The following is a 20,050-nucleotide window of genomic DNA, read 5'->3' as shown; positions in this document are numbered from 1 at the left end:
GGCGGGCTCGTCAGGCGTGGCGCCGGAGGTCGCGCACCCGGCAGCGGATGCCGGGAGCGCTCGCCAGTTTGGCGTCCAGCGTGATGACCTCGGCGCCCAGGCTCTCGGCCAGCGCGATGTACGACGCGTCATAGGGCCACATGTTGTGTCGTAGCTCCCAGATGCGTGGCAGCAGGGACACATGGTCATAGCGACGCAGCCGCATGCGCCCCAGCAGCGTCAGCGCGCGTGCGGCCTCGTCCTCACTCAGCTTTCCGCCTCGCACCAACCCGCGCAGGACGGAGGTGCACTCCAGATCCACCCCGTGGGGAGCCGCCAGCCGGGCTCCTGCCGTGGATGTGCGAATGAGTTCGGCGGTGGCGTCGGCCCCCACCAGAAACTCGACCAGCGCCGACGTGTCGAGGACCAGAACCCGTGTCACCACGCGCGTGACTCGCGCAGGTCCTCGACAACTCCAATGACGTCATCGGCGGTGACATGGCTTCGCGCCGCGATCCCGCGTGCTTCCTCCGCCGCCTCCACCGGGGTCAGCAGGCTCGCCTCGTCGGCCAGGAGCTGATGCACATATGCCTGGAGTGACTGCCCGGCCCGTGCCGCACGCACCTTGAGGGTCGTCAGTATGTCGTCGGACACGTCACGTACATGGATCGTCGCCATGCAAGCATTCTAGTCCCATTGGGGCCAGACTGCACGCTGTACGCGTGGACGGCGCCGCGCCCGGGAGCTCCGGGCGCGGCGCCGTCCGTCATGGCGGGACGGGAGTCCCGGCGGAGCCCGGCGTCAGCCGGTGATGGCCTCGTGGCCGGGGACCTCGCGCGGGTCGCGGGCGCCCGGGCCGGTGTAGCGGGCGGAGGGGCGGACCAGGCGGCCGGTGCGCTTCTGCTCCAGGATGTGGGCGCTCCAGCCGGCGGTGCGGGCACAGGTGAACATCGAGGTGAACATGTGCGCCGGGACCTCCGCGAAGTCCAGCACGATGGCCGCCCAGAATTCGACGTTCGTCGCCAGCACCCGGTCCGGGCGGCGGTTGTGCAGCTCTTCCAGGGCGGCCTTCTCCAGCGCCTCGGCCACCTCGAAGCGCGGGGCGGCCAGCTCCCTGGCGGTACGGCGCAGCACCCGGGCGCGCGGGTCCTCGGCGCGGTAGACCCGGTGGCCGAAGCCCATCAGCCGCTCGCCCCGGTCGAGCGCGCCCTTGACGTACGCGGTGGCGTCGCCGGTGCGCTCGATCTCCTCGATCATGCCCAGCACCCGGGAGGGCGCCCCGCCGTGCAGCGGGCCGGACATCGCGCCGACCGCCCCGGAGAGCGCGGCGGCCACGTCGGCGCCGGTGGAGGCGATGACCCGGGCGGTGAAGGTGGAGGCGTTCATGCCGTGCTCGGCGGCCGAGGTCCAGTAGGCGTCGACGGCCTTGACGTGCTTGGGGTCCGGCTCCCCGCGCCAGCGGATCATGAACCGCTCGACCACCGAACGGGCCTTGTCGATCTCACCCTGCGGCACCATCGGCAGCCCCTGGCCGCGTGCCGACTGGGCGACGTACGAGAGCGCCATCACGGCGGCCCGCGCCAGGTCCTCGCGGGCCTGCTCGGCGTCGATGTCCAGCAGCGGTTTCAGGCCCCACACCGGGGCCAGCATGGCGAGCGCGGACTGCACGTCGACCCGGATGTCCCCGGAGTGCACCGGGATCGGGAACGGCTCGGCGGGCGGCAGCCCGGGGTTGAACGCCCCGTCCACCAGCAGCCCCCACACATTGCCGAACGAGACCTGGCCGACCAGGTCCTCGATGTCGACGCCGCGGTACCGGAGCGCGCCGCCCTCCTTGTCCGGTTCGGCGATCTCCGTCTCGAACGCGACGACTCCTTCGAGCCCGGGAACGAAGTCGGACATCAGGCGGCTCCTCGTGGTGAGTGCGACAACTGGCCGTGCGACAACTGGCGACAACGTGCGACGACCGGGGGTCGGCCGTCCCGTCTTCCAGCCGTCCGGTCGTGGAAAGGTCACAGTGACCCGGCCTAGAGTCTGTACGGTTCCTCCGATGCGGGGAAGCGTGACGTCCGGCACACTGCCCCGAACCGGTCAAGAAGGATTGGCGGCCTTTCGTACGGGGCAGACTGGACCGGCCCGGAAGGCCCCGCCGGTGCGGCAGGATGGCCGGGTGACCGACGCCCTGGACCCCGCCGCCCTCGACCCGGCCGCCATGCGTGAGCAGTACCGCACCCGGGAGCTGTCCGAGGAGGATCTCGTGCCCGAGCCGATGGACCAGTTCGCACACTGGTTCGCGGAGGTGGCGAGCAGCCCCGCGATCCACGAGCCCAACGCCATGGTGGTCGCCACCGCCACCCCCGACGGCCGGCCCTCCACCCGTACGGTCCTGCTGAAGCACTACGACGCGCGCGGCTTCGTCTTCTTCACCAACTACACCTCCCGCAAGGGCGCCGAGCTGGCGGCCAACCCGCGGGTCTCACTTCTCTTCCCCTGGCATCCGGTCGCCCGCCAGGTCATCGTGACCGGCACGGCCGCCCGCACCGGCCGGGACGAGACGGCGGCGTACTTCCGCACCCGTCCGCACGGCTCCCAGCTGGGCGCCTGGGCCAGCGACCAGTCCTCGGTGATCGGCTCCCGCGAGGAGCTGCTCGCCCGGTACGAGGAGCTGGCCGCCCGCCACCCGGACGGCGAGCCGGTGCCGGTACCGCCGCACTGGGGCGGCTTCCTGGTGGTGCCGGAGACCATGGAGTTCTGGCAGGGCCACGAGAACCGGCTCCACGACCGCCTGCGGTACGTACGCCGGCCGGACGGCGGCTGGGAGACCGAGCGCCTGGCTCCCTGACGACCCCGGCGGAAAAAGAAGGGGGGCAAAAGGGGGGATAAGGGGGCAAGCGGAAACCCGCGGGCCCTTTCCCGGCTCCCGGAGCGGGGCTCCGGAGACCGGGGTGTCGGCCGGATGTGCCGACGGGCCCGCGGGTCGGTGACTGCTTGGTTTGCGGCAGGAGGCCTGCCGACATTGCACAGAGTGCGACGACAGGCCTTAGCCCGCAGTCACCTCACGCATCCGAAAAGAAACCACTTCCGGATCACCTCCTTTCTCGTGTGCTCCACACCCTAGGAACCGGCCCCGGCGACCCACAACCGCTTTTTCGGGAGAGCCGGGGACGGCCGCCGGTACCGCCCGGCCGGCACCCGCCCGCCGGCTCGGCGCCCCGGCGCTTCGGTGCCCCACACCTCGGTGCCGGTCAGTTCCGGAAGCCGGTACCGGTCAGCGCTGGTCAGTGCTGGTCGGCGCTGGTCAGTTCCGGAAGCCGGTGCCGGTCAGTACCGGAAGAAGATCCGGTCGCGGTTCTCGCGCAGCACCCGGCCGTTCCACTCGTGGCCGCCGTCCACATTGCCGGAGCGCAGCAGCGGCGGCTGGACGCCCCGGGCCGCCAGGGACTCGGCCGCCGCCGCCATGACGGCCTGCATCAGCGCGCTGGTGACGACCGTGGAGGCGGGGGCGAAGGGGGCGTCTATCCCCTCGTGCGTCAGCTCCGCGTCCCCCACCGCGATCTTGGAGTCGAGGACGAGGTCGCAGTGGTCCTTGAGGAAGGTGCCCGAGGAGTGCCGGGAGCGGGTCTCCGCCGCGTACGCCAGCGAGGTCACCCCGATCACCGTCAGACCCAGCGCCCGGGCGTTCAGCGCCATCTCGACCGGCAGGGCGTTCCGGCCGGAGAGCGAGACGACGAAGAGGACGTCCCCGGCCGCCGCCGGGGAGGAGTCGAGCACCGCGCCGGCCAGACCGTCCACCCGCTCCAGCGCCGAACCGAGCGTGGCGGGCATGACGTCCACCCCGACCGCGCCCGGGACCGCGAGCAGGTTCATCACGGCGAAGCCGCCGGCCCGGTAGACCACGTCCTGGGCGGCGAGCGAGGAGTGGCCGGCACCGAACGCGAAGAGCCGCCCGCCGGAGGCGACCGCGTCGGCCACCGCCACGCCGGCCGCCGCCACCCGGGCCGCCTCCTCCTCGCGCACCCGCTCCAGCAGACCGATGGCGGCGTCGAAGAACCGGCCGGCCAGCTTGCTCTCGCCCATCTCGCCCATCTCCGAAGCCCCTTCCGTCGTGTCGCGGCTCACGGTGCGGTCCGGACCATTGCTCTGTCAATACGGTGCCGCGCCGTCCGCGCCCCGGTTGTCGGAGCGATGCGTCAGAATTGGCGCAGGGCCAGCGCACGATTCTTATCGAGGGGCATGTATGTCCGGACTGATCGACACCACGGAGATGTACCTCCGCACCATTCTCGAGCTCGAAGAGGAAGGTGTGGTGCCCATGCGCGCCCGTATCGCGGAACGGCTCGACCAGAGCGGCCCCACCGTCAGCCAGACGGTCGCCAGGATGGAGCGCGACGGTCTGGTGACCGTCGCCGGCGACCGGCACCTGGAGCTCACCGACGAGGGCCGCCGGCTCGCTACGCGCGTCATGCGCAAGCACCGGCTCGCCGAGTGTCTGCTGGTCGATGTGATCGGCCTGGAGTGGGAGCAGGTGCACGCCGAGGCGTGCCGCTGGGAGCATGTGATGAGCGAGGCGGTGGAGCGCCGCGTCCTGGAGCTGCTCCGCCACCCGACCGAGTCGCCGTACGGCAATCCGATCCCGGGCCTGGAGGAGCTGGGGGAGAAGGCCGAGGCCGAGGCGTTCCTGGACGAGGGGATGGTCTCGCTCGCGGAGCTGGACGCCGGCCCCGGGGGCAAGACGGTGGTCGTCCGCCGGATCGGGGAGCCGATCCAGACCGACGCCCAGCTGATGTACACCCTGCGCCGCGCGGGGGTGCAGCCCGGCTCGGTGGTGAGTGTCACCGAGTCGCCCGGCGGGGTGCTGGTCGGCAGCAGCGGTGAAGCGGCCGAGCTGGACGCCGAGGTGGCGTCGCACGTCTTCGTCGCCAAGCGGTGAGCCGAGCGGTGAGCCCGGCGCCGTGCGGCCGGTGACACCGTGAAGCCGCGAGGGCCGCGGAGCCGCGGAGGCATGAAGCCGTGAAGCGGTGGTGTCGCGGAGCGGTGACATCGTGAAGCGGTGAGGCGGCGGCCGACGGGGCGGCGCGCTCGGGGTGCCGAGCCCGCGACGGCGCGTGCGAGGCGGGGGTGGTCCGCCCCGGATCTTCGGGTCCGGGGCGGACCACCCCCGCTTTCGCGTTCCGCCGCGGTGCTCCTCACGGTGGGACTTCGCGGTGGGTCTTCCCGGCCGGTTCTTCACAGCCGGTTCTTCACGGGGCCCGTCGCGGCGGGTCCTGCGTGGTGGCCCCTCGGGTGGGACGTGTCGTGGAGACGGCGGGTCTTCCGATACGGCTTCCGCCACGGCTCCGGGGGTACGGAGTGTTGTCGGTACGGCTCCGGTGCCCCGGCTCCGGGGCGCGTGTCCGGAAGGGCCGAACCGGCGCGGCACGCCGGGCGCGCGTGCCAGTCTGGTACCGGCATATGACCGCCGGCGCGGACCGGCCGGCCGGGACGGGAGGAGCGGAGCATGGACGGACGCGGAGGGTGCCTGCCGCGGAGGGCCCCGGCGCCGCGCGGCGCCGGGGCCTCGCCTCCCCTGTGCTGACCCGGAGCCCCGAGCTCTCAGGGTCGATCCCCACGGACCGGTTTTCCCCGAGCGGTCCGCCTCCTGCTGGAGATCTCCCCTCGACCGGGGGCATCAACCCTTGAGCGGTGTCACTCGAAAGAGCGGTATTTCCGGGTGATCACGGGGTATCGAAAGTAAGTTCGATAGTGTGCGGACGGCACTGATGGTGTTGACGGCACCGGTGGTGCCGATGGTTCAGGGCAGTGCCGGATCGGGACCCGCGCCCGGACCCGGTGCCGGAGCCCGGTGCCGGACGAGCCGGCGGAGAAGGCCGACAGACCGGCCGACAGACAGGGGGTGCCAGAGCGGATGGTGCGACGCACCGACCTGGCCGGGACCGGCGGCGTACGGCTGGCGGCCTGGGAATTCACCGACCGGCCCAAGAGACGGGCGGCCGGGTCCGGGCACGCGCCCGGCGTGCTGCTGCTCCACGGGCTGATGGGCCGGGCGGCCCACTGGGCCACCACCGCCCGCTGGCTCGGGGAGCGGTACCGCCCGGTCGCGCTCGACCAGCGCGGTCACGGCCGCAGCGGACGCCCCGCCGACGGGGCCTACCCACTGGAGGCGTTCGTGGCCGACGCCGCCCTCGCCGTCGAGCGGCTGGACCTGGCCCCGGTCGCCCTCGTCGGCCATGCCATGGGCGCACTGGTCGGCTGGCGGCTCGCGGCCGAGCGCCCCGATCTGGTCCGGGCGCTGGTCATCGCGGACATGCGGCCCTCCGCCCGGGGCGCCGCCTCGCAGCGGGAGTGGGAGGAGTGGGTCCGCACCTGGCCGGTCCCGTTCGCCACCCTCGCGGACGTACGGAAGTGGTTCGGCGCCGACGACCCGCACATCGAGCGGCCCGATCCGGCGCGCGGCGCCTTCTTCGCGGAGGTGATGGCCGAGCGGCCGGACGGCTGGCGCCCGGTCTTCTCCCGCCGTCAGATGCTGCGCGCCCGGGCCGGCTGGGCGTACGACGCCCACTGGGAGTCGCTGGCCCAAGTGCGCTGCCCCACCCTGGTGGTGCGCGGGCTCGACGGGGAACTGGGCCGGGCGGAGGCCCAGGAGATGGTCCGGGTGCTGCCCCAGGGGCGGTACGCGGAGGTGGCCGACGCCGGGCACTTCCTCCACTACGAGCAGCCCGAGGGCTGGCGCGCGGCGGTCGAACCGTTCCTCACGGAGACGACCCAGCCACCGCCCCCGGCCTCCTGACGATCCCCCGGCCTTCTGACGGCTCCTTGGCGGGGGCGCCGTCCGCCGGACCCCGCCCGCCCGCCACGGCCGCCCGACCGGGGCGGGCAGGCGGACGACGCCCCCCCCCCCGCACCGGGCGCCGGCGGCCCGGAAGCCCCCGGCGCCGGAAGGGGACGGCCGGACGGATCGGCGCCGGAACGGGCCCCGAACGACCTCCGCCGGAACGGCCCACCCGAACGACCTCCGCCCGGACGGGCCGCCGGGGCCGGGTGGTCGGGCGGGGCCGGCCGGGTCAGCCGAGCCGGGCGGTGCGGGCCGCGGCGGCGTCCCGGCCGCAGGCGTAGGCGAGCGGGCTGATGAGCTCCTCGGCGTCCGGCAGCCAGCGGTTGGCGGGTGTCGGGCGGCGCGCCCACTGCACCGCGCCCCGGCCGCCGATCCGGGTCGGCGGGGCGGCCACGTAATGGCCCTCGCCACGACCGGCGAGGTCGATCCCGGCCGGCGCCCAGCCCAGCTTCCGTACCAGCCCGGCCACCTTGGCGGCGCCACCGGGCAGCACGAGGAAGAGCATCCGCCCGCCGGGCACGCAGACGACCGGCCCCGTCGGCAGCTCCATCCGCTCCAGCCGGGCCAGCGCCAGAAAGCCCGCCGGCTCCGGCACGTCCAGCACGTCGAAGGTGCGGCCGGCCGGAAGCAGCACCGACGCCCGGGGCTGCTTCCCCCACAGCCGCCGCACCGCGACCGCGCTGCCGGTCGCCTGGCTCGCCCAGTCGGGGCGCGTGGGGTGTGCCCCGGGCGCGAGGCACCCGGAGTCGTCGCAGGAGCAGCGCTCGGTCCCGTCCACCACCTCCAGCCAGGTGCCGGGGAACACGTCCCAGTGCCGTTCTTCCGCGTATCGCACGGCGCTGTCCAGCAGTTGTTCGCCACGCTGCCGGGGGATGGGCGCGGCTTCGGTGACTCCCACGGTCTCTTCGGTCTTCTCCACGAAAAAGCTCAACTTCCCACCCGAATAGCGGTTACGGGGCGCGGGGAGGGAGGTCGGGGAGCACCGATCCGCCGTCCGGGGCGCATGGGTGCATGGGCGGGGGCGCGCACGAGCGGCCGAGGCGGCGACAGGGTAATCACTGGCGTCGGGGGCGACGGATCACCGGGCAGGCACGGGGCGACCGGGCCGACCGGGCTCACCGGCCGGGCGCACCGGGCGGCCGGGCAGGCGCGGACTCACCGGGCAGGCACGGACTCACCGGGTGGGCCGGCCGGACCGGGGGACCGGGTCGGCCGGGTCGGCCGGGTCGGAACTGGAATCCGGCCGGTTCGGCTTTGCGGGTCGCTCCGGGGGCTCGCCGGATTTTTCCGGTGCCCTCCGGTTTTTCCCGGACAACTTCTGCATTCTCGGCATACCAGCCGGGCAGTGTTCCACGCACTGATCACCCGGCATCTGGGGGTAGTAGGCATGGCAGCGAGGCCACTTGTCGCCCGTCAGCCGAACGAACGGCTGCAGGCTCTCATCCAGGAAGCGGGGTGCTCCAACGCCGGGCTGGCCCGTCGCGTCAACATGGTGGGCGCGGAACGGGGGCTCGATCTCCGGTACGACAAGACCTCCGTGGCCCGTTGGCTGCGCGGACAACAGCCGCGCGGCCGCGCGCCCGGAATCATCGCGGAGGCGCTCGGACGCAAACTGGGGCGCACGGTCACGATCGACGAGATCGGCATGGCCAACGGCAAGAACCTCGCCTCGGGCGTGGGGCTGCAGTTCTCGCCGACCGTGCTCGGCGCGATCGAGCAGGTCTGCGAGCTGTGGCGGAGCGACGTGGGGCGCCGGGACTTCCTCTCCGGTTCGGCGGTGGCCGCCTCGGCGCTGGTCGAGCCCAGCCGGGACTGGCTGATCACCGCCACCGACCCGCAGGTGGCCCGGCAGGCCGGCGCGCGGGTGGGTGCCTCCGACGTGGCGGCGGTACGGGCGATGACCGACGCCCTGAACGATCTCGACCACCGGTTCGGCAGCGGGCATGTCCGCCCGGTGGTGGTCCACTACCTGAACAGCGTCGTCTCCGGTCTGCTGGCCGGCTCCTACCGGGACTCGGTGGGCCGCCAGCTCTTCGCCGCCGTGGCGAGACTGACCGAGCTGGCCGGGTACATGGCGGTGGACACCGGCCAACCGGGGCTCGCCCAGCGGTACTACATCCAGGCCCTCCGGCTCGCCCAGGCGGCCGGCGACCGGGCCTACGGGGGCTATGTGCTGGCCGCGTCCATGAGCCACCTCGCCGCCCAGCTCGGAAACCCGCGCGAGATCGCCCAGTTGGCCCGGGCGGCGCAGGAGGGCGCACGGGGGCACATCACCCCGAGGACCGAGGCGATGTTCCTGGCGGCGGAGGCCCGGGGACACGCGCTGATGGGCGACGCCCGCACCTGTGACACGGTGGCCGCCCGGGCGGTCGCGGCGCTGGAGCACGCCGACCCCGAGGCGGGCGACGACCCGGTCTGGATCAGCCACTTCGACCAGGCCTACCTCTCCGACGAACTGGCGCACTGCCACCGGGACCTGAACCGTCCGGACGCCGCCGCGCGGGCCGCCCGGGAGTCGCTGGACGGCCACCCGGAGACCCGGGCCAGGAGGCGGGCGATCGGCCTGGTGCTGCTGGCCACCGCCCAGTTGCAGCGGCGCGAGGTGGAGCAGGCGTGCCACACCGGCACCCGGGCCGTGGAGTTGCTGGCCGGGCTGCGCTCCTCGCGCGGCACCGAGTACCTGGAGGACTTCCAGCAGCGTCTTGAGCCGTACGGAGAGGAGCCCGCGGTACGGGAGTTCGGCGCCCGGCTGGAACTGGCGGTGGCCTGAGCCGGAACGGCCGGCGGCCCGAACCGGGACGGGCAATGGCCCGAGCCGGGACCGTCGGCGCCCGAGCCCGAACGGGCGGCGATACGAGCCGGGACGGGCGGCTCGTGCCCGAACGCGCCGCGACCCGGGCCGGGATGGCCGGCGGTCCGAGCCGGAACCGGTCGGCGGCCCGACCGCGGGCCCGGCCACCCGGCCGGTACCGGGCGCCGGGAAACGGGGGATTGGTCACACCGCCCCGGCGCAAGCGCTGATCACCCGGCCCTTCAACAGCGTTCGGACAGAGGTTCTTGTTACTGCGCCCGGGAGCGGGTGCGAGGCCCCCGACCCACCCGGTAGCGTGAACCGACGCTTCAGCAGCTCGAAAAACAGCTCGAAAAATCTCGGACACGAATCACAAGGTTCACAAGGTTCACATGTGGGAGTCCCGGTGACGCACAGCGGACAGGGCCAGGGCCAGGAGCCGCACCATCCGCAGCGGCCCGCGCACGAGGGCATCGTGCTGCCCTCCGACGGCGGCCCGGCGTGGCACCCGTCGGCGGGCGCCGTACCGGCGGGCGGGCAGGCCTGGAGCGGCGACTGGGGCCCGGCCGGCGACCGGCCGGGACCGTACGGCGGTGAACCGGCGGCCGGCCAGCACGGACAAGCCGGGCAGCACGGGCAGCACGGGCAGGGCTCGTACGGCGGCGCACCGGAGGCCCCGGGCCCGTACGGCGGAGCCCCGGAGAGCCCCTCCCCGTACGGCGGGCAGTCCGAGCAGCCGGCCTGGGGAGCGCACTCCGGCCAGGCACCGTACGGCGGCGCGTCCGGGCAGTCGTACGAGAGCTACTCCGGTGTCTCCGGGCAGCCGGCCCAGGGATACGGCTCCGGCGCCCAGCCGCTGCCGCCCGAGGTGGTCCCGGGCGCGGCGGCCGACACCGACGCCACCCAGTATCTGCCGCCCGTCCCGTCCGGCTCCGCGCCCCCGCCGGGCGGACGGGCCGGGGACGCCACCCAGTACCTGCCCCCCGTCCCGGGCGCGTCCGGACAGCAGGGGCAGCCGGGGCAGTCGGGGCAGCACGGCCGGCCCGGCCCCGACGCCGATCCGACCCAGTACATACCGCCCGTCCCCGGCGGCCAGGAGCGGCGCACCCCGGCCGAGTTCGACAACTTGTTCCGCAGCGATGACGCCGGGGGCGCGGGAGCCGCCGGGACGACCCGCCCGATCCCGCCCTACCGGGACGCGCCGCCGGAGCCGTACCAGGAACAGCGGCACCACCAGCCCCCGCAGCCGCCCTACGGCACCGAACCGGCCTACGAGGGGCCCGGATACGAGCCCGAGCCGCGCAAGCGCCGGTCGTCCAAGGCCCCCTTGATCGCGGCCGTGGTCGTGGGCTGCGCAGCAGTCGGTCTCGGCGCGGGCGCGCTGCTCGGCTCCGGGGGCGACGACGAGCCGAAGGCCGGCACCGACAAGACGGGTGTCGCCGCCGCCTCCTCGCCCACCGCCCCGGCGTCCGGCGGCTCCGCGCAGCCGGCCCCCGACCCGGTCAAGGCGCAGGCGACGGCGCTGGACAAGCTGCTCGCGGAGAGCAACGACAGCCGGGAATCGGTGATCGGGGCCGTGGAGAACATCAAGTCCTGCCAGAACCTGGACCGCGCCGCCGCCGATCTGCGCGCCGCCGCCGGACAGCGGCGCGGACTGGTGACCAAGCTGGGCGGGCTCTCCGTCGACAAGTTGCCCGACCACGCCGCGCTCTCCGCCGCCCTCACCAAGGCGTGGCAGGCGTCCGCCGCCGCCGACGACCACTACGCGGCCTGGGCCACCCAGGTCAAGGGCGCCCATGGCTGCAAGGACGGGCACGCCCGCAACACCGCCAGCTTCGCCCGGGCCAACCGGTCCAGCGGCGAGGCGACCTCCGCCAAGCAGCGGGCCTCCGGCCTCTGGAACGCCATCGCGGCCACGTACGGCCTCACCTCCCGGGGCCCCGCCCAGCTCTGAGCCCGGGGGCCCGGCCCGGCGCACGGCCGTCCCCCGGGACGGCGCGTGACCGCCATGTCGCCCCGGGACGGCGCGTGACCGCCCGGTCGCGGCCACCCGGGTCCGGGGCCGGCCGTTTCAGCCCTTCCGGCCCTTCCGGCCCTTCCGGCCCTTCCGGTCGTTTCAGCCGTACGAGACGTCCCGGAGCGTCCGGCCCACGTCCACGAATCCCTGGCGCTGGGCCACCAGCCGGCCGGCCCGCACCACCTGGAAGGTCACGTCCCGGTTGACGATCCGGGGGTAGCCGGGCATGCCCAGCAGATCCTCGTACCGCCAGCGCAGCCGGGGCGTGAGCCCGCCGGTGTCCACCGTCACGCCCCGGTTGAGCGTGTACGAGAGCCGGTGCGGTGTGACGTCCTTGTCGCCCAGCGACTCCACCGCCGCGCGGAGCACCGTATAGGCGATCCAGGTGGTCTGGACGCCCGCGTCCGCCGGATCGATCCGGTTGTCCCCGAAGGCGTGCGCGCGGATCACCCGCTTCATCGGATTCCAGCGGGCGTCCCCGGCGTCCGGGTACCAGCCGGTGATGTACGCCCCCTCGAAGGGGCCGTGCGCCCCGCCGGTCCGGTCCACCAGCGGCTGGTCCACGCTGCCGAGGACCGAGGAGACCCGGATCGCGCGGCCGTCGGACGGCAGCCGCCGGAAGGAGTCGAAGAAGTGCTGCGTCCGCTCCCCGAGGGCGGCCGTGACGCAGCCGCCCCTCTTCCCCGCCTCGCGCCGCGCCTGCTCGGCCGCCTCGGTGTACTCGCCCGCGTCCTCGGCGGCCGGGATGTCGGTGGCGGTGTCCCGAGTGCCCTGCGAGAGACCGGAGTTCAGCAGATAGCGCAGTTGGTCACCGGCGATGGTGTCGGGCCGGACCAGCGAGACCCGTGCGCAGGAGGCGGCGAGCTGCACCCCGTTGCCCGCGAGCAGCGCCGCCTGGCCGCCGTTGACCGGATAGGAGAGATAGCTGGTGAACTCGTCGGCGGAGACGCCGTAACCGCCGATGTACGGGATGCCCGCCGCCTCCAGCGGAGCCATGAAGGCCCGGCCGTTCTGGCTGTACGAGCCGACGACGGCGGCCACGCCCTCCGCCACCGCGCGCCGGGCGCAGTCCCCGGCGGCCCGGGAGTCGTTGCGCTCGTTGCAGGTCAGCACGCGCAGCTCCCGGCCGCCGATGCCGCCCCGGGAGTTGACCCAGCGGGCGTACGCCTGCGCCATGGCCGGCATTCCGGGCATATTGGTGGCGCGGGTGTCCTCGGGCGCCCAGGTCATCACGGTGAGGGGCGCCCTGGACCCTCCGGACCCGCCGGTGAACGACTGGAGAGCCCCGCAGCCGGTCAGTCCGGCCGCGCCGCTCAGCACGGCCGCCGTGACGAGCGCGGCGCCCCGGAGGGGGAGGCTCCGGGGACGTTTCCCGGGCCGGGTCCGGAGGGAGCTCCGGGTGGGCCGGTGGGGAGGGGTGGAAGGGGAGGGAACGGATCGCCTGCCGCTGCCGGTCATGTCCCCACACGGTTCCCGTTCCGGGGTAACGGGATGGTGGAGGTTGTTCAACCCACGGCGACGGCCGGGTGAATTGCGGAGGCGGCGGCTCGCCGGGAGGCGCCCGCGGTGGGCGGTGGCTCGCCGGAGGGGCACCCCGCGGCGGGAGGGCCGGGGCGGACACGGGGCGGCGGGCACGGGGGCGATCCGTCCGCTTCGGCGGGGAAGGGGAGGGGAGGGGAAGGCGTGATTCGCCGCCGAGGGGAGCGCGAGGGGAACGTACGATCGAAACGTGTCCGCTTCCGTGAACCCTTCCCGTCGTGGCCGCCGCTCCTCCACCATGGGCGGCATGCCCTTGAACGACATGCCGTGGTGGCGCTGGCGCAGCAATGTGCGCTCGGCGCTGCACATGCTCTCCGACCCCGCCTTCCAGCGGGACTGCTGGCTGGCCGGCCGCCCGGGGTACGGGGACGTCACCGACGCCGTCTACCGGCTGGTCGAGGACACCTGGCTGGACAACTGGTCGGCCGAGAAGTACGTCGGCACGATCTTCCGGGACTCGGGCGAGGCCGCCCTGGTGGACGTGGCGGTGCTGCGGGTGCTGCGGATCATGCACCAGGTGGGCGCGGACGCCCCGGTCAGCGCGTTTCTGGAGCACCACGGCTGGCCGGAGGCGATACGGGCGGCCCGCGAGGCCCATGTCCGGCTGGCGGCGAACGACGGGGACGACCCGGACACGCCGCCCGCCTCCCTGGACGCCCTCGGCGCCATGACCCGGGCGGCGTGAGGCCCGACCCGGTCCGGGTCCGGGCCGTTCCGGCCCCCGCCCGCCCGCCCGCTCCGATCCGGCCTCCCGGTTCCGTCCGGCCGGGCCCGGCGCGTTCCGGCTTCCCGCCCCCGCTCTCCGGCCCGGTCCGGGGAACGGACTGGTGGCGGCCCGGGGGCGTCCGGTATGGCATCCTGCGAGGATGACTGACCAGTACGTCCTCACCCTCTCCTGCCCCGACAAGCAGGGCATCGTGCACGCCGTGTCGAGCTACCTCTTCATCACCGGCTGCAACATCGAGGACAGTCAGCAGTTCGGCGACCGGGACACCGGTCTGTTCTTCATGCGCGTCCACTTCTCCGCCGAGTCCCCGGTGACCGTGGAGAAGCTGCGGGCCAGCTTCGCCGCCGTGGGCGACTCCTTCTCGATGGACTGGCAGATCCACCGCGCCGAGGAGCGGATGCGGGTGGTGCTGATGGTGTCCAAGTTCGGCCACTGCCTCAACGACCTGCTCTTCCGCTCCCGGATCGGCGCGCTGCCGGTCGAGATCGTGGCCGTGGTCTCCAACCACACCGACTTCGCGGAGCTGGCCGCCTCCTACGACGTCCCGTTCCGCCACATCCCGGTCACCAAGGACACCAAGGCGGAGGCCGAGGCCGAGCTGCTGGAGCTGGTGCGCGGCGAGAACGTCGAGCTGGTGGTGCTCGCCCGGTACATGCAGGTGCTCTCGGACGACCTCTGCAAGCAGCTGAGCGGCCGGATCATCAACATCCACCACTCCTTCCTGCCGAGCTTCAAGGGCGCCAAGCCCTACCACCAGGCGCACACCCGGGGCGTGAAGCTCATCGGCGCCACCGCCCACTATGTGACGGCCGACCTCGACGAGGGCCCGATCATCGAGCAGGAGGTCGAGCGGGTCGGCCACGACGCCACCCCCGAGCAACTGGTCGCCGTCGGCCGGGACGTGGAGTGCCAGGCGCTCGCCCGCGCCGTCAAGTGGCACGCCGAGCACCGCATCCTCCTCAACGGCCGCCGTACGGTCGTCTTCCCCTGACCCTGACCCTGCCTCCGGGGCCCCCGACCCTGCTTCCGGGGGCCTGACCCCGCTTCCGGGGCGCCCCGCCCCGGGGGCGCGGCTTCCCCGGGATCGGCTTCTCCCGGTGCCGGCTCCCCCGGCCGGCTCACAACCGGCTGAGCGAGGCCGCCGCGTGGAGGACGTCGTGGATCGCCTCGCGGTCGCCGCGCCGGCCGAGCGCGGCCTCCTCGGGCGGGACGTGCCCGGCGACCAGGCGGCAGAACTCCTCGCCCTCCACCGCGACCTGGGCCACGGCCCGGTCGGGCGCGCCGAACGCCGCCGGGGAGTCCAGCGCGATGTACCAGTCGCCACCGCCCGCGCCCTCCACCTCCAGATGCAGCGAACGGCCCGGAGCGCCCGGCACCACCAGGTGCTGGGCCGGACCGGCGAGTCCGGCGCGGCGGCGGTGGGCGAGCGCGGCGGGCAGCAACCGGGCGGCCAGGTCGATCATGTGGTGCAAGTGGGCACCGCTGGGCGGGCCGTACGGATACGAGACCGCCTGCGCGATGTCGTCCGCGTGCATCCAGCACTCGAAGGCCCGGTCGAGCAGCGCGTCCCGCAGCGGCAGGGAGAAGTCCCCGTAGGAGACGGACAGGTCGGCCACGCCCCGGCCCGCGAAGGAGACCGTCCGGATCAGGGCGTGGCTCTGCTCCCGCCAGGGCGTGTGCACGGCCCGGGTGAGCGGATGCCGCCCGCCGTCCCAGTACGCCTCGGTCCGCTCGGCCGGGGCACCCGGCGGAAACCCGGCGTCGGGGCCGGGGACCGCGGTGGTGGCCCCTGACGCCCGGTCCGGCGGCCGGAGCGTGATCAGCGGGTCGTCCAGTCCCAGCGCCGAGGCGACGATGCCGTCCACCGCCGTGAGATGGCCGATGACCCCGGCGACCGTGGTGCGGCGGCTGGCCGGGCGCTCGCCGTCGAACCAGCGGAGCCGTACCGGGGCGTGCCACTCCGGGGGCCCGATGTCCCGGAGCAGCGCGTCCAGCCGGGCGGTCTCCGCGTCGTACGGCTCCGCCCAGCCGGGTACCGGGATCCGGGCGGGCCGGCGGCCCAGGCAGTTCTCCAGCACCCGGGAGCGCAGCAGCGGGTCCAGGTCGAGTTCCCGCTCGCGGGGGTGCAGCAGCCCGACGGCGTCCCGGAGCCGCAGCGCCTCGTCGGCGCAGGGCGCGCACTCGGTGAGGTGCGCCTCGACCGCCGCGCTCTCCTCGGCCGAGCAGGCGGTCAGCGCCCAGGCGCCGAGCAGTGACTTCAGCAGCTGGTGCGGGAGCGGCCCCGGTTCCGCCGGCCCGGACGACGCCGCGCCGGGCGGGCGCTCCGGGTCCGGTATGTCCACCGACGGGACAGAGGCGCGGCCCTCGGTGGCGGTGTCGTTGCCGTCGTCGGCGACGGGGACGCCGGATGTGCCGCAGGCGTTCACGACACCATCGGCTTCACCGGCTTCATCGGCTTCATCGGTGTCACGGTGGTCATCGGCCGCCCGCCGGGGTGCCGGTATGCGGGGCACCGCCGCGTGCGCCCGCGCCGGATCTCCGGGACCACGGGGGACCCGGGGTTCGTCCGGGCGACGCGGACCCCGGGGATCCCGGCGTTCGTCCGGATCGTGCGGGCCGTGCGGGTCCCGGTGTTCGTCCGGATCGTGCGGGCCGTGCGGGTCCCGGTGTTCGTCCGGGCCGTCCGGGCCGTGCGGGCCCTGGGGGTCGTCCGGGCCGTCGCAGGGGTCGGTCACCGGGGCCCTCCGGAGGCGGGTGGCGGCGTCAGGCCGTCCAGCGGGCGGGTGTGGGCGGTGGACAGCAACTGGAGTCCCAGGCGCAGCCGGCGCCGCGCCTCGTCCTCGGTCACGCCCAGGTCGGCGGCGGTCTGCCGGTAGTCCCGGCGCTGGAAGTAGGCCAGTTCCAGAGCGGCCCGGAGCGGGGCCGGCATGGACGACACGATGTAGTCGGCGCGGGCGGCCACCGCCGCCCCGTGCACCTTCCGCTCCACCTCGTCGGGCGAGCCCCCGCCGCGCTCCGCGAACGCCCTGGCCTCCGTCTGCCGCAGCCGGTGCACCGCCTGCCGGCTGGTCAGCCGGGCGACCCAGGAGCGCAGTGAACCCTCCCGCCTGGGGTCGTACGCGTCCGGGTTCTCCCAGATGTAGCCGAAGACCTCACGGGTGACCTGGTCGGCCGCGTCGTCGTCGCCCAGCACCAGATGGGCCGTGCCGTGGACGAGCGTGGCGAAGCGGTCGTACAGCTCACCGAGCGCGGCCGCCTCACCGCGTGCCAGCCGCTGCTGCATCAGGCGGTCCCGGCGCGGTGGTGTGTCCTTGGCCATACCGAGCCCTCCGAGTCCTCGACGCCTCCGCCCCGTGCTCCACCAACCGTTCCCCGCTTCCGAATGTAGTGCGCCGTCCCGACAGCGCACTCCCCTTTGCCGCAAGTGCGCCCCCCATGCCGGTCCACGGTGGTAAGGGCCGAGGTAAGGACGGGGTCAACTCCGGGGGCATCGTGTTTCATGGAGGGGGCGGCCGGGCAGCAGCCGCCAGCAGGAAGCCGGACTTCCGCATCCCCGGCCTCAGGGGCCCCACGGGGCGCTGGATTCCCGGGACGCGGTGATCCCGTGGCGCGGGAAGCGGGAGGCACGGCCCGGCGGTCCTCGGGCCGCTGTCCGCGGGCCGTCGGCCCTCGCCCGCCGGCCGTATGTCCTGTTCAGTTCCATGACGAAAGGTGAGGCGCGTGACTCTCACGGTGGACGTGACCGAGCACGGTGCCTGGACCGTGCTGAGCATCAAGGGCGAACTGGACCTGGTCTCCTCGCCCGTCGTCCGCCGGCGGGTGCACGACGCGGTGGCGGACGGACGCCACGACGTGGTGCTCGACCTGTCGCAGGTGTTGTTCTGCGACTCCAGCGGAGTGGGCGTACTGATCGCGGCCCGCCGGCTGCTCCACTCCTGCCGGGGCAGACTGCGGCTGATACTGCCCGCCCGGGGCGCCGTGGAGGGTTCGCACGTCAACCGGGTGATGAGCGCCCTCGGCGTACGGCGGCTCTTCACCGTGTACGCGGATGTGGCCGCCGCCACCGGGGACGACGCCGAGCCCCTCTCCGCCTGACGGCGACGCGGCGGCCGGGAGCGACGGGCCCGGGGGCCGGGTGCCCCGGGTCGGGGCGCGCGTGACCGGGTGCCCCCGGGTCCGGGCGCGCGTGACCGGGTGCCCCCGGGCCCGGTGCGCGTGACCAGGGGGCGGGCCGTATCGGTTTGCTCCGGCCGGGCCTTGCGCGGCGCGCCCGTGGGTACTCTCCCGGCATGGACGCAGAGGACTTGTACCAGCGCCGGGTCGCCGCCCGGTTCGGCGCCTTCGATCAGGACGGCAACGGCCATATCTCCCGCGAGGACTTCACCACCGCGGCCACCCGGGTGCTGGCGGAGTTCGGGACGCCGTTCCGCTCCGACCGGGGCCAAGCCGTCTCGGGCGGCGCCGAGGCATTCTGGCAGGGCCTGGCCGGCATCGCGGACGTGGACGGGGACCAGCGGGTCAGCCGGGGCGAGTTCGCGCACGGCGCGGTGAAGCGGCTGCGGGACAACCCCGACCGGTTCGCGGAGATCGCACGCCCCTTCCTCCGGGCGGTGCTCGCCCTCGCGGACCCGGACGGCTCCGGCGCGGAGACCACCGGGGTGGCACGGGCCCTGCGGGCGCTGGGCGTCGAGGCGGACGCGGCGGAGCGGGCGGCCAAGTCCCTGGACCCGGAGGGCACCGGCCGGGTGGCGGAGAAGGAGGCGGTCACCGCCTTCGCCCGCTACTTCGTGACGAAGGAGCCCTGACCGGAGATCCCGGCCGGAAACCCCGGCCGGGCCCCGGCCCGTGAGCCGGGGGTGACACACAGTCGTTCCTGTGTTCTGCCCCCGGCCGGGGGCCGTCACGGGCCGGAGTCGGGGCGGCGCTCCGGTACGCTCCATGGGATGCGCGTGGTTCTGGAGCCGGGATGTTCGGGTGGGGTCCGTGCGGCGGCTCCGCTGCCGGGCCGCCCTGCCGTCGGCGCCGCCGGAGACCGCTCCGGGCGTCCTCGTTCGACTCCCGGGAATGCGCGTCGCACAGTATGCGGTACGCGTACTCCTTCGCGCTGGAATATGCCCGAAGCGCTTGTTGTGGTGACGGAACGTCAACCATGCTTTTCCGCAAGGAAATCACGGTCGGTGACGACTGTGACTCATGGGACGCATGTCGCCGTCGCGAGGCGAGGGGCGATGTGTCCGCCGATTCGGATGGTGTGAGCGGTGCAGGTGCTTCAGGTTCAGTTGGAGATCGGCCCCGACCCCGCCGAGGTGGGCCGGGCGCGCAGATGGGCCCGTTCCAGGCTGGCCGGATCGGGTGTGCGGGCCGACGAGCCCCTGGCCGAGACGCTGGTGCTGCTGATCTCCGAGCTTGTCACCAACGCCGTGGTGCACACCGGCTGTCCGGCCGTGCTGCGGATGCTGTTCGGCACGCCGGAGGGCGGTGACGGCGGCGCGGAGGAGGGCTGTCCCCTGGTCGGTGCCGGCACGGTCCGGGTGGAGGTGGCCGACGCCAGCGCCGTACCGCCGCGCCCCCGGTGCGCCGCGGGGGACGACACCAACGGCCGGGGCCTGGAGCTGGTGGACGGGCTCGCGGACCGCTGGGGCTGGAAGCGCGAGGGCGGCGGCAAGAGCATCTGGTGCGAGGTGGACCGCGCGGCCCCGGTGATCCGGACGGCACTGCGCGAACCGGCCGACCGGGACCGCGCCTTCGCCCGTTGACCCGCCTTCCCGGGCCGGCCCCCGGAGCGGATCCCCGCTCGGGTTCCCGGTCGGATCCCCGCTCGGGTTCCCGGTCGGATCCCCGCTCGGGTTCCCGGACCGCGTCCTCGGGCCGCGTCGTCGGATCGCCTTCCCGTTGGCCGGAATGAGCCCCCTGTGCGCCGTCAGCAATCGGGCAAAACAGGTAAACCCCCGGTGAACTGTTGACGGCAGGTGGTGGGGTGATCACCCTGGGGAGAGCGATTCGTGGCGAGGGGACGCCGAGGGCCGACGTCCTCGGCGAGTGCGGGTCGTGGTCCGGCACGGCCCGCTCAGGAGCCACACAGGGCCCGCCGGCGCAGCGGGTGGCGGCCGTACGCGCCGTGCTCGGGGTGCGCGCGACCGCGCCGCCATCCGCTGTCGGCCCCCT

Annotated in this window: 18 protein-coding genes; 10 read left to right on the top strand and 8 right to left on the bottom strand. The window is 74.2% G+C overall.

The features are described 5' to 3' along the window. Positions 1-10: 10 nt before the first annotated feature. From NX801_RS09585 to NX801_RS09575, 3 genes are all read right to left on the bottom strand, one after another. On the bottom strand, positions 11-424 hold the full coding sequence (locus NX801_RS09585; RefSeq protein ID WP_258786856.1) for a type II toxin-antitoxin system VapC family toxin: 414 nt from the start codon (positions 422-424) through the stop codon (positions 11-13). Beyond that, a complete protein-coding gene (locus tag NX801_RS09580) occupies positions 418-657 on the bottom strand; it encodes a FitA-like ribbon-helix-helix domain-containing protein (protein ID WP_258786854.1) in 240 nt (79 codons plus the stop codon). Before NX801_RS09580 ends, NX801_RS09585 begins: the two co-directional genes overlap by 7 nt. A gap of 123 nt (positions 658-780) precedes the next feature. Further along, positions 781-1,881, bottom strand: a complete 1,101-nt coding sequence (locus NX801_RS09575; protein ID WP_258786853.1) for a citrate synthase 2 — start codon at positions 1,879-1,881, stop codon at positions 781-783. Between the two features lie 310 nt (positions 1,882-2,191). Here NX801_RS09575 and pdxH point away from each other — a divergent pair, with 310 nt between their 5' ends. Then, positions 2,192-2,821 carry a pyridoxamine 5'-phosphate oxidase gene (gene pdxH, locus NX801_RS09570; protein ID WP_258786997.1) on the top strand — a complete coding sequence of 210 codons (630 nt, stop codon included), beginning with the start codon at positions 2,192-2,194 and terminating at the stop codon, positions 2,819-2,821. Between the two features lie 479 nt (positions 2,822-3,300). Here the strand turns inward: pdxH and NX801_RS09565 are convergent, their stop codons facing one another. Then, a complete protein-coding gene (locus tag NX801_RS09565) occupies positions 3,301-4,056 on the bottom strand; it encodes an SIS domain-containing protein (RefSeq protein ID WP_258786996.1) in 756 nt (251 codons plus the stop codon). 160 nt (positions 4,057-4,216) lie between these two features. Here NX801_RS09565 and NX801_RS09560 point away from each other — a divergent pair, with 160 nt between their 5' ends. Both NX801_RS09560 and NX801_RS09555 read left to right on the top strand, forming a co-directional pair. Further along, positions 4,217-4,909 (top strand): iron-dependent transcriptional repressor DtxR, encoded by a 693-nt coding sequence (locus NX801_RS09560; RefSeq protein WP_258786852.1) that lies wholly within the window; start codon positions 4,217-4,219, stop codon positions 4,907-4,909. A gap of 975 nt (positions 4,910-5,884) precedes the next feature. Beyond that, on the top strand, positions 5,885-6,766 hold the full coding sequence (locus NX801_RS09555; protein ID WP_258786850.1) for an alpha/beta fold hydrolase: 882 nt from the start codon (positions 5,885-5,887) through the stop codon (positions 6,764-6,766). A gap of 274 nt (positions 6,767-7,040) precedes the next feature. On the opposite strand, the gene NX801_RS09550 is transcribed toward NX801_RS09555, so the two are convergent. Continuing rightward, positions 7,041-7,730: a bifunctional DNA primase/polymerase gene (locus NX801_RS09550; protein WP_258786849.1), complete on the bottom strand. Its 690-nt coding sequence runs from the start codon at positions 7,728-7,730 to the stop codon at positions 7,041-7,043. A 468-nt stretch (positions 7,731-8,198) separates the two neighbouring features. On the opposite strand from NX801_RS09550, the gene NX801_RS09545 reads away from it, so the two are divergent. Both NX801_RS09545 and NX801_RS09540 read left to right on the top strand, forming a co-directional pair. Beyond that, entirely contained in the window at positions 8,199-9,581 is a 1,383-nt protein-coding gene (locus tag NX801_RS09545; RefSeq protein ID WP_258786848.1) for an NsdA family TPR-like regulatory protein, read from the top strand. 427 nt (positions 9,582-10,008) lie between these two features. Continuing rightward, entirely contained in the window at positions 10,009-11,556 is a 1,548-nt protein-coding gene (locus NX801_RS09540; protein ID WP_258786847.1) for a hypothetical protein, read from the top strand. Between the two features lie 162 nt (positions 11,557-11,718). On the opposite strand, the gene NX801_RS09535 is transcribed toward NX801_RS09540, so the two are convergent. After that, the gene (locus NX801_RS09535) at positions 11,719-12,849 is read right to left on the bottom strand and encodes an ABC transporter substrate-binding protein (RefSeq protein WP_428986110.1); all 1,131 of its coding nucleotides are present in this window, start codon (positions 12,847-12,849) and stop codon (positions 11,719-11,721) included. A 547-nt stretch (positions 12,850-13,396) separates the two neighbouring features. On the opposite strand from NX801_RS09535, the gene NX801_RS09530 reads away from it, so the two are divergent. After that, positions 13,397-13,843, top strand: coding sequence for an SCO4402 family protein (locus NX801_RS09530; protein WP_258786995.1), 447 nt, complete (start codon positions 13,397-13,399; stop codon positions 13,841-13,843). 181 nt (positions 13,844-14,024) lie between these two features. Beyond that, positions 14,025-14,876, top strand: a complete 852-nt coding sequence (gene purU / locus NX801_RS09525) for a formyltetrahydrofolate deformylase (RefSeq protein ID WP_258786845.1) — start codon at positions 14,025-14,027, stop codon at positions 14,874-14,876. A gap of 127 nt (positions 14,877-15,003) precedes the next feature. On the opposite strand, the gene NX801_RS09520 is transcribed toward purU, so the two are convergent. Both NX801_RS09520 and NX801_RS09515 read right to left on the bottom strand, forming a co-directional pair. Continuing rightward, positions 15,004-16,311: a zf-HC2 domain-containing protein gene (locus NX801_RS09520; protein ID WP_309505810.1), complete on the bottom strand. Its 1,308-nt coding sequence runs from the start codon at positions 16,309-16,311 to the stop codon at positions 15,004-15,006. A gap of 305 nt (positions 16,312-16,616) precedes the next feature. Next, entirely contained in the window at positions 16,617-17,204 is a 588-nt protein-coding gene (locus tag NX801_RS09515; protein WP_258786844.1) for a sigma-70 family RNA polymerase sigma factor, read from the bottom strand. 401 nt (positions 17,205-17,605) lie between these two features. Between NX801_RS09515 and NX801_RS09510 the strand changes: the two genes are divergently transcribed. From NX801_RS09510 to NX801_RS09500, 3 genes are all read left to right on the top strand, one after another. Next, positions 17,606-17,980 carry an STAS domain-containing protein gene (locus tag NX801_RS09510; RefSeq protein ID WP_258786843.1) on the top strand — a complete coding sequence of 125 codons (375 nt, stop codon included), beginning with the start codon at positions 17,606-17,608 and terminating at the stop codon, positions 17,978-17,980. 194 nt (positions 17,981-18,174) lie between these two features. Further along, positions 18,175-18,690 (top strand): EF-hand domain-containing protein, encoded by a 516-nt coding sequence (locus tag NX801_RS09505; protein ID WP_258786842.1) that lies wholly within the window; start codon positions 18,175-18,177, stop codon positions 18,688-18,690. Between the two features lie 453 nt (positions 18,691-19,143). Then, a complete protein-coding gene (locus NX801_RS09500) occupies positions 19,144-19,641 on the top strand; it encodes an ATP-binding protein (protein WP_258786841.1) in 498 nt (165 codons plus the stop codon). Positions 19,642-20,050 lie beyond the last annotated feature (409 nt).

This window comes from Streptomyces pyxinae, assembly GCF_024756275.1.
Lineage (GTDB): Bacteria > Actinomycetota > Actinomycetes > Streptomycetales > Streptomycetaceae > Streptomyces > Streptomyces pyxinae.
The sequence above is the reverse complement of the archived record's forward strand: the minus strand, read 5'-3'. Positions and strand labels throughout refer to the sequence as shown.

Excerpts from the sequence above, each read along its gene's own strand:
- NX801_RS09580 (WP_258786854.1), bottom strand. The coding sequence starts at position 657 with ATGGCGACGATCCATGTACGTGACGTGTCCGACGACATACTGACGACC.
- NX801_RS09575 (WP_258786853.1), bottom strand. The coding sequence starts at position 1,881 with ATGTCCGACTTCGTTCCCGGGCTCGAAGGAGTCGTCGCGTTCGAGACG.
- pdxH (WP_258786997.1), top strand. The coding sequence starts at position 2,192 with ATGCGTGAGCAGTACCGCACCCGGGAGCTGTCCGAGGAGGATCTCGTG.
- NX801_RS09565 (WP_258786996.1), bottom strand. The coding sequence starts at position 4,056 with ATGGGCGAGAGCAAGCTGGCCGGCCGGTTCTTCGACGCCGCCATCGGT.
- NX801_RS09560 (WP_258786852.1), top strand. The coding sequence starts at position 4,217 with ATGTCCGGACTGATCGACACCACGGAGATGTACCTCCGCACCATTCTC.
- NX801_RS09555 (WP_258786850.1), top strand. The coding sequence starts at position 5,885 with ATGGTGCGACGCACCGACCTGGCCGGGACCGGCGGCGTACGGCTGGCG.
- NX801_RS09545 (WP_258786848.1), top strand. The coding sequence starts at position 8,199 with ATGGCAGCGAGGCCACTTGTCGCCCGTCAGCCGAACGAACGGCTGCAG.
- NX801_RS09535 (WP_428986110.1), bottom strand. The coding sequence starts at position 12,849 with ATGACCTGGGCGCCCGAGGACACCCGCGCCACCAATATGCCCGGAATG.
- NX801_RS09530 (WP_258786995.1), top strand. The coding sequence starts at position 13,397 with ATGGGCGGCATGCCCTTGAACGACATGCCGTGGTGGCGCTGGCGCAGC.
- purU (WP_258786845.1), top strand. The coding sequence starts at position 14,025 with ATGACTGACCAGTACGTCCTCACCCTCTCCTGCCCCGACAAGCAGGGC.
- NX801_RS09515 (WP_258786844.1), bottom strand. The coding sequence starts at position 17,204 with ATGGCCAAGGACACACCACCGCGCCGGGACCGCCTGATGCAGCAGCGG.
- NX801_RS09505 (WP_258786842.1), top strand. The coding sequence starts at position 18,175 with ATGGACGCAGAGGACTTGTACCAGCGCCGGGTCGCCGCCCGGTTCGGC.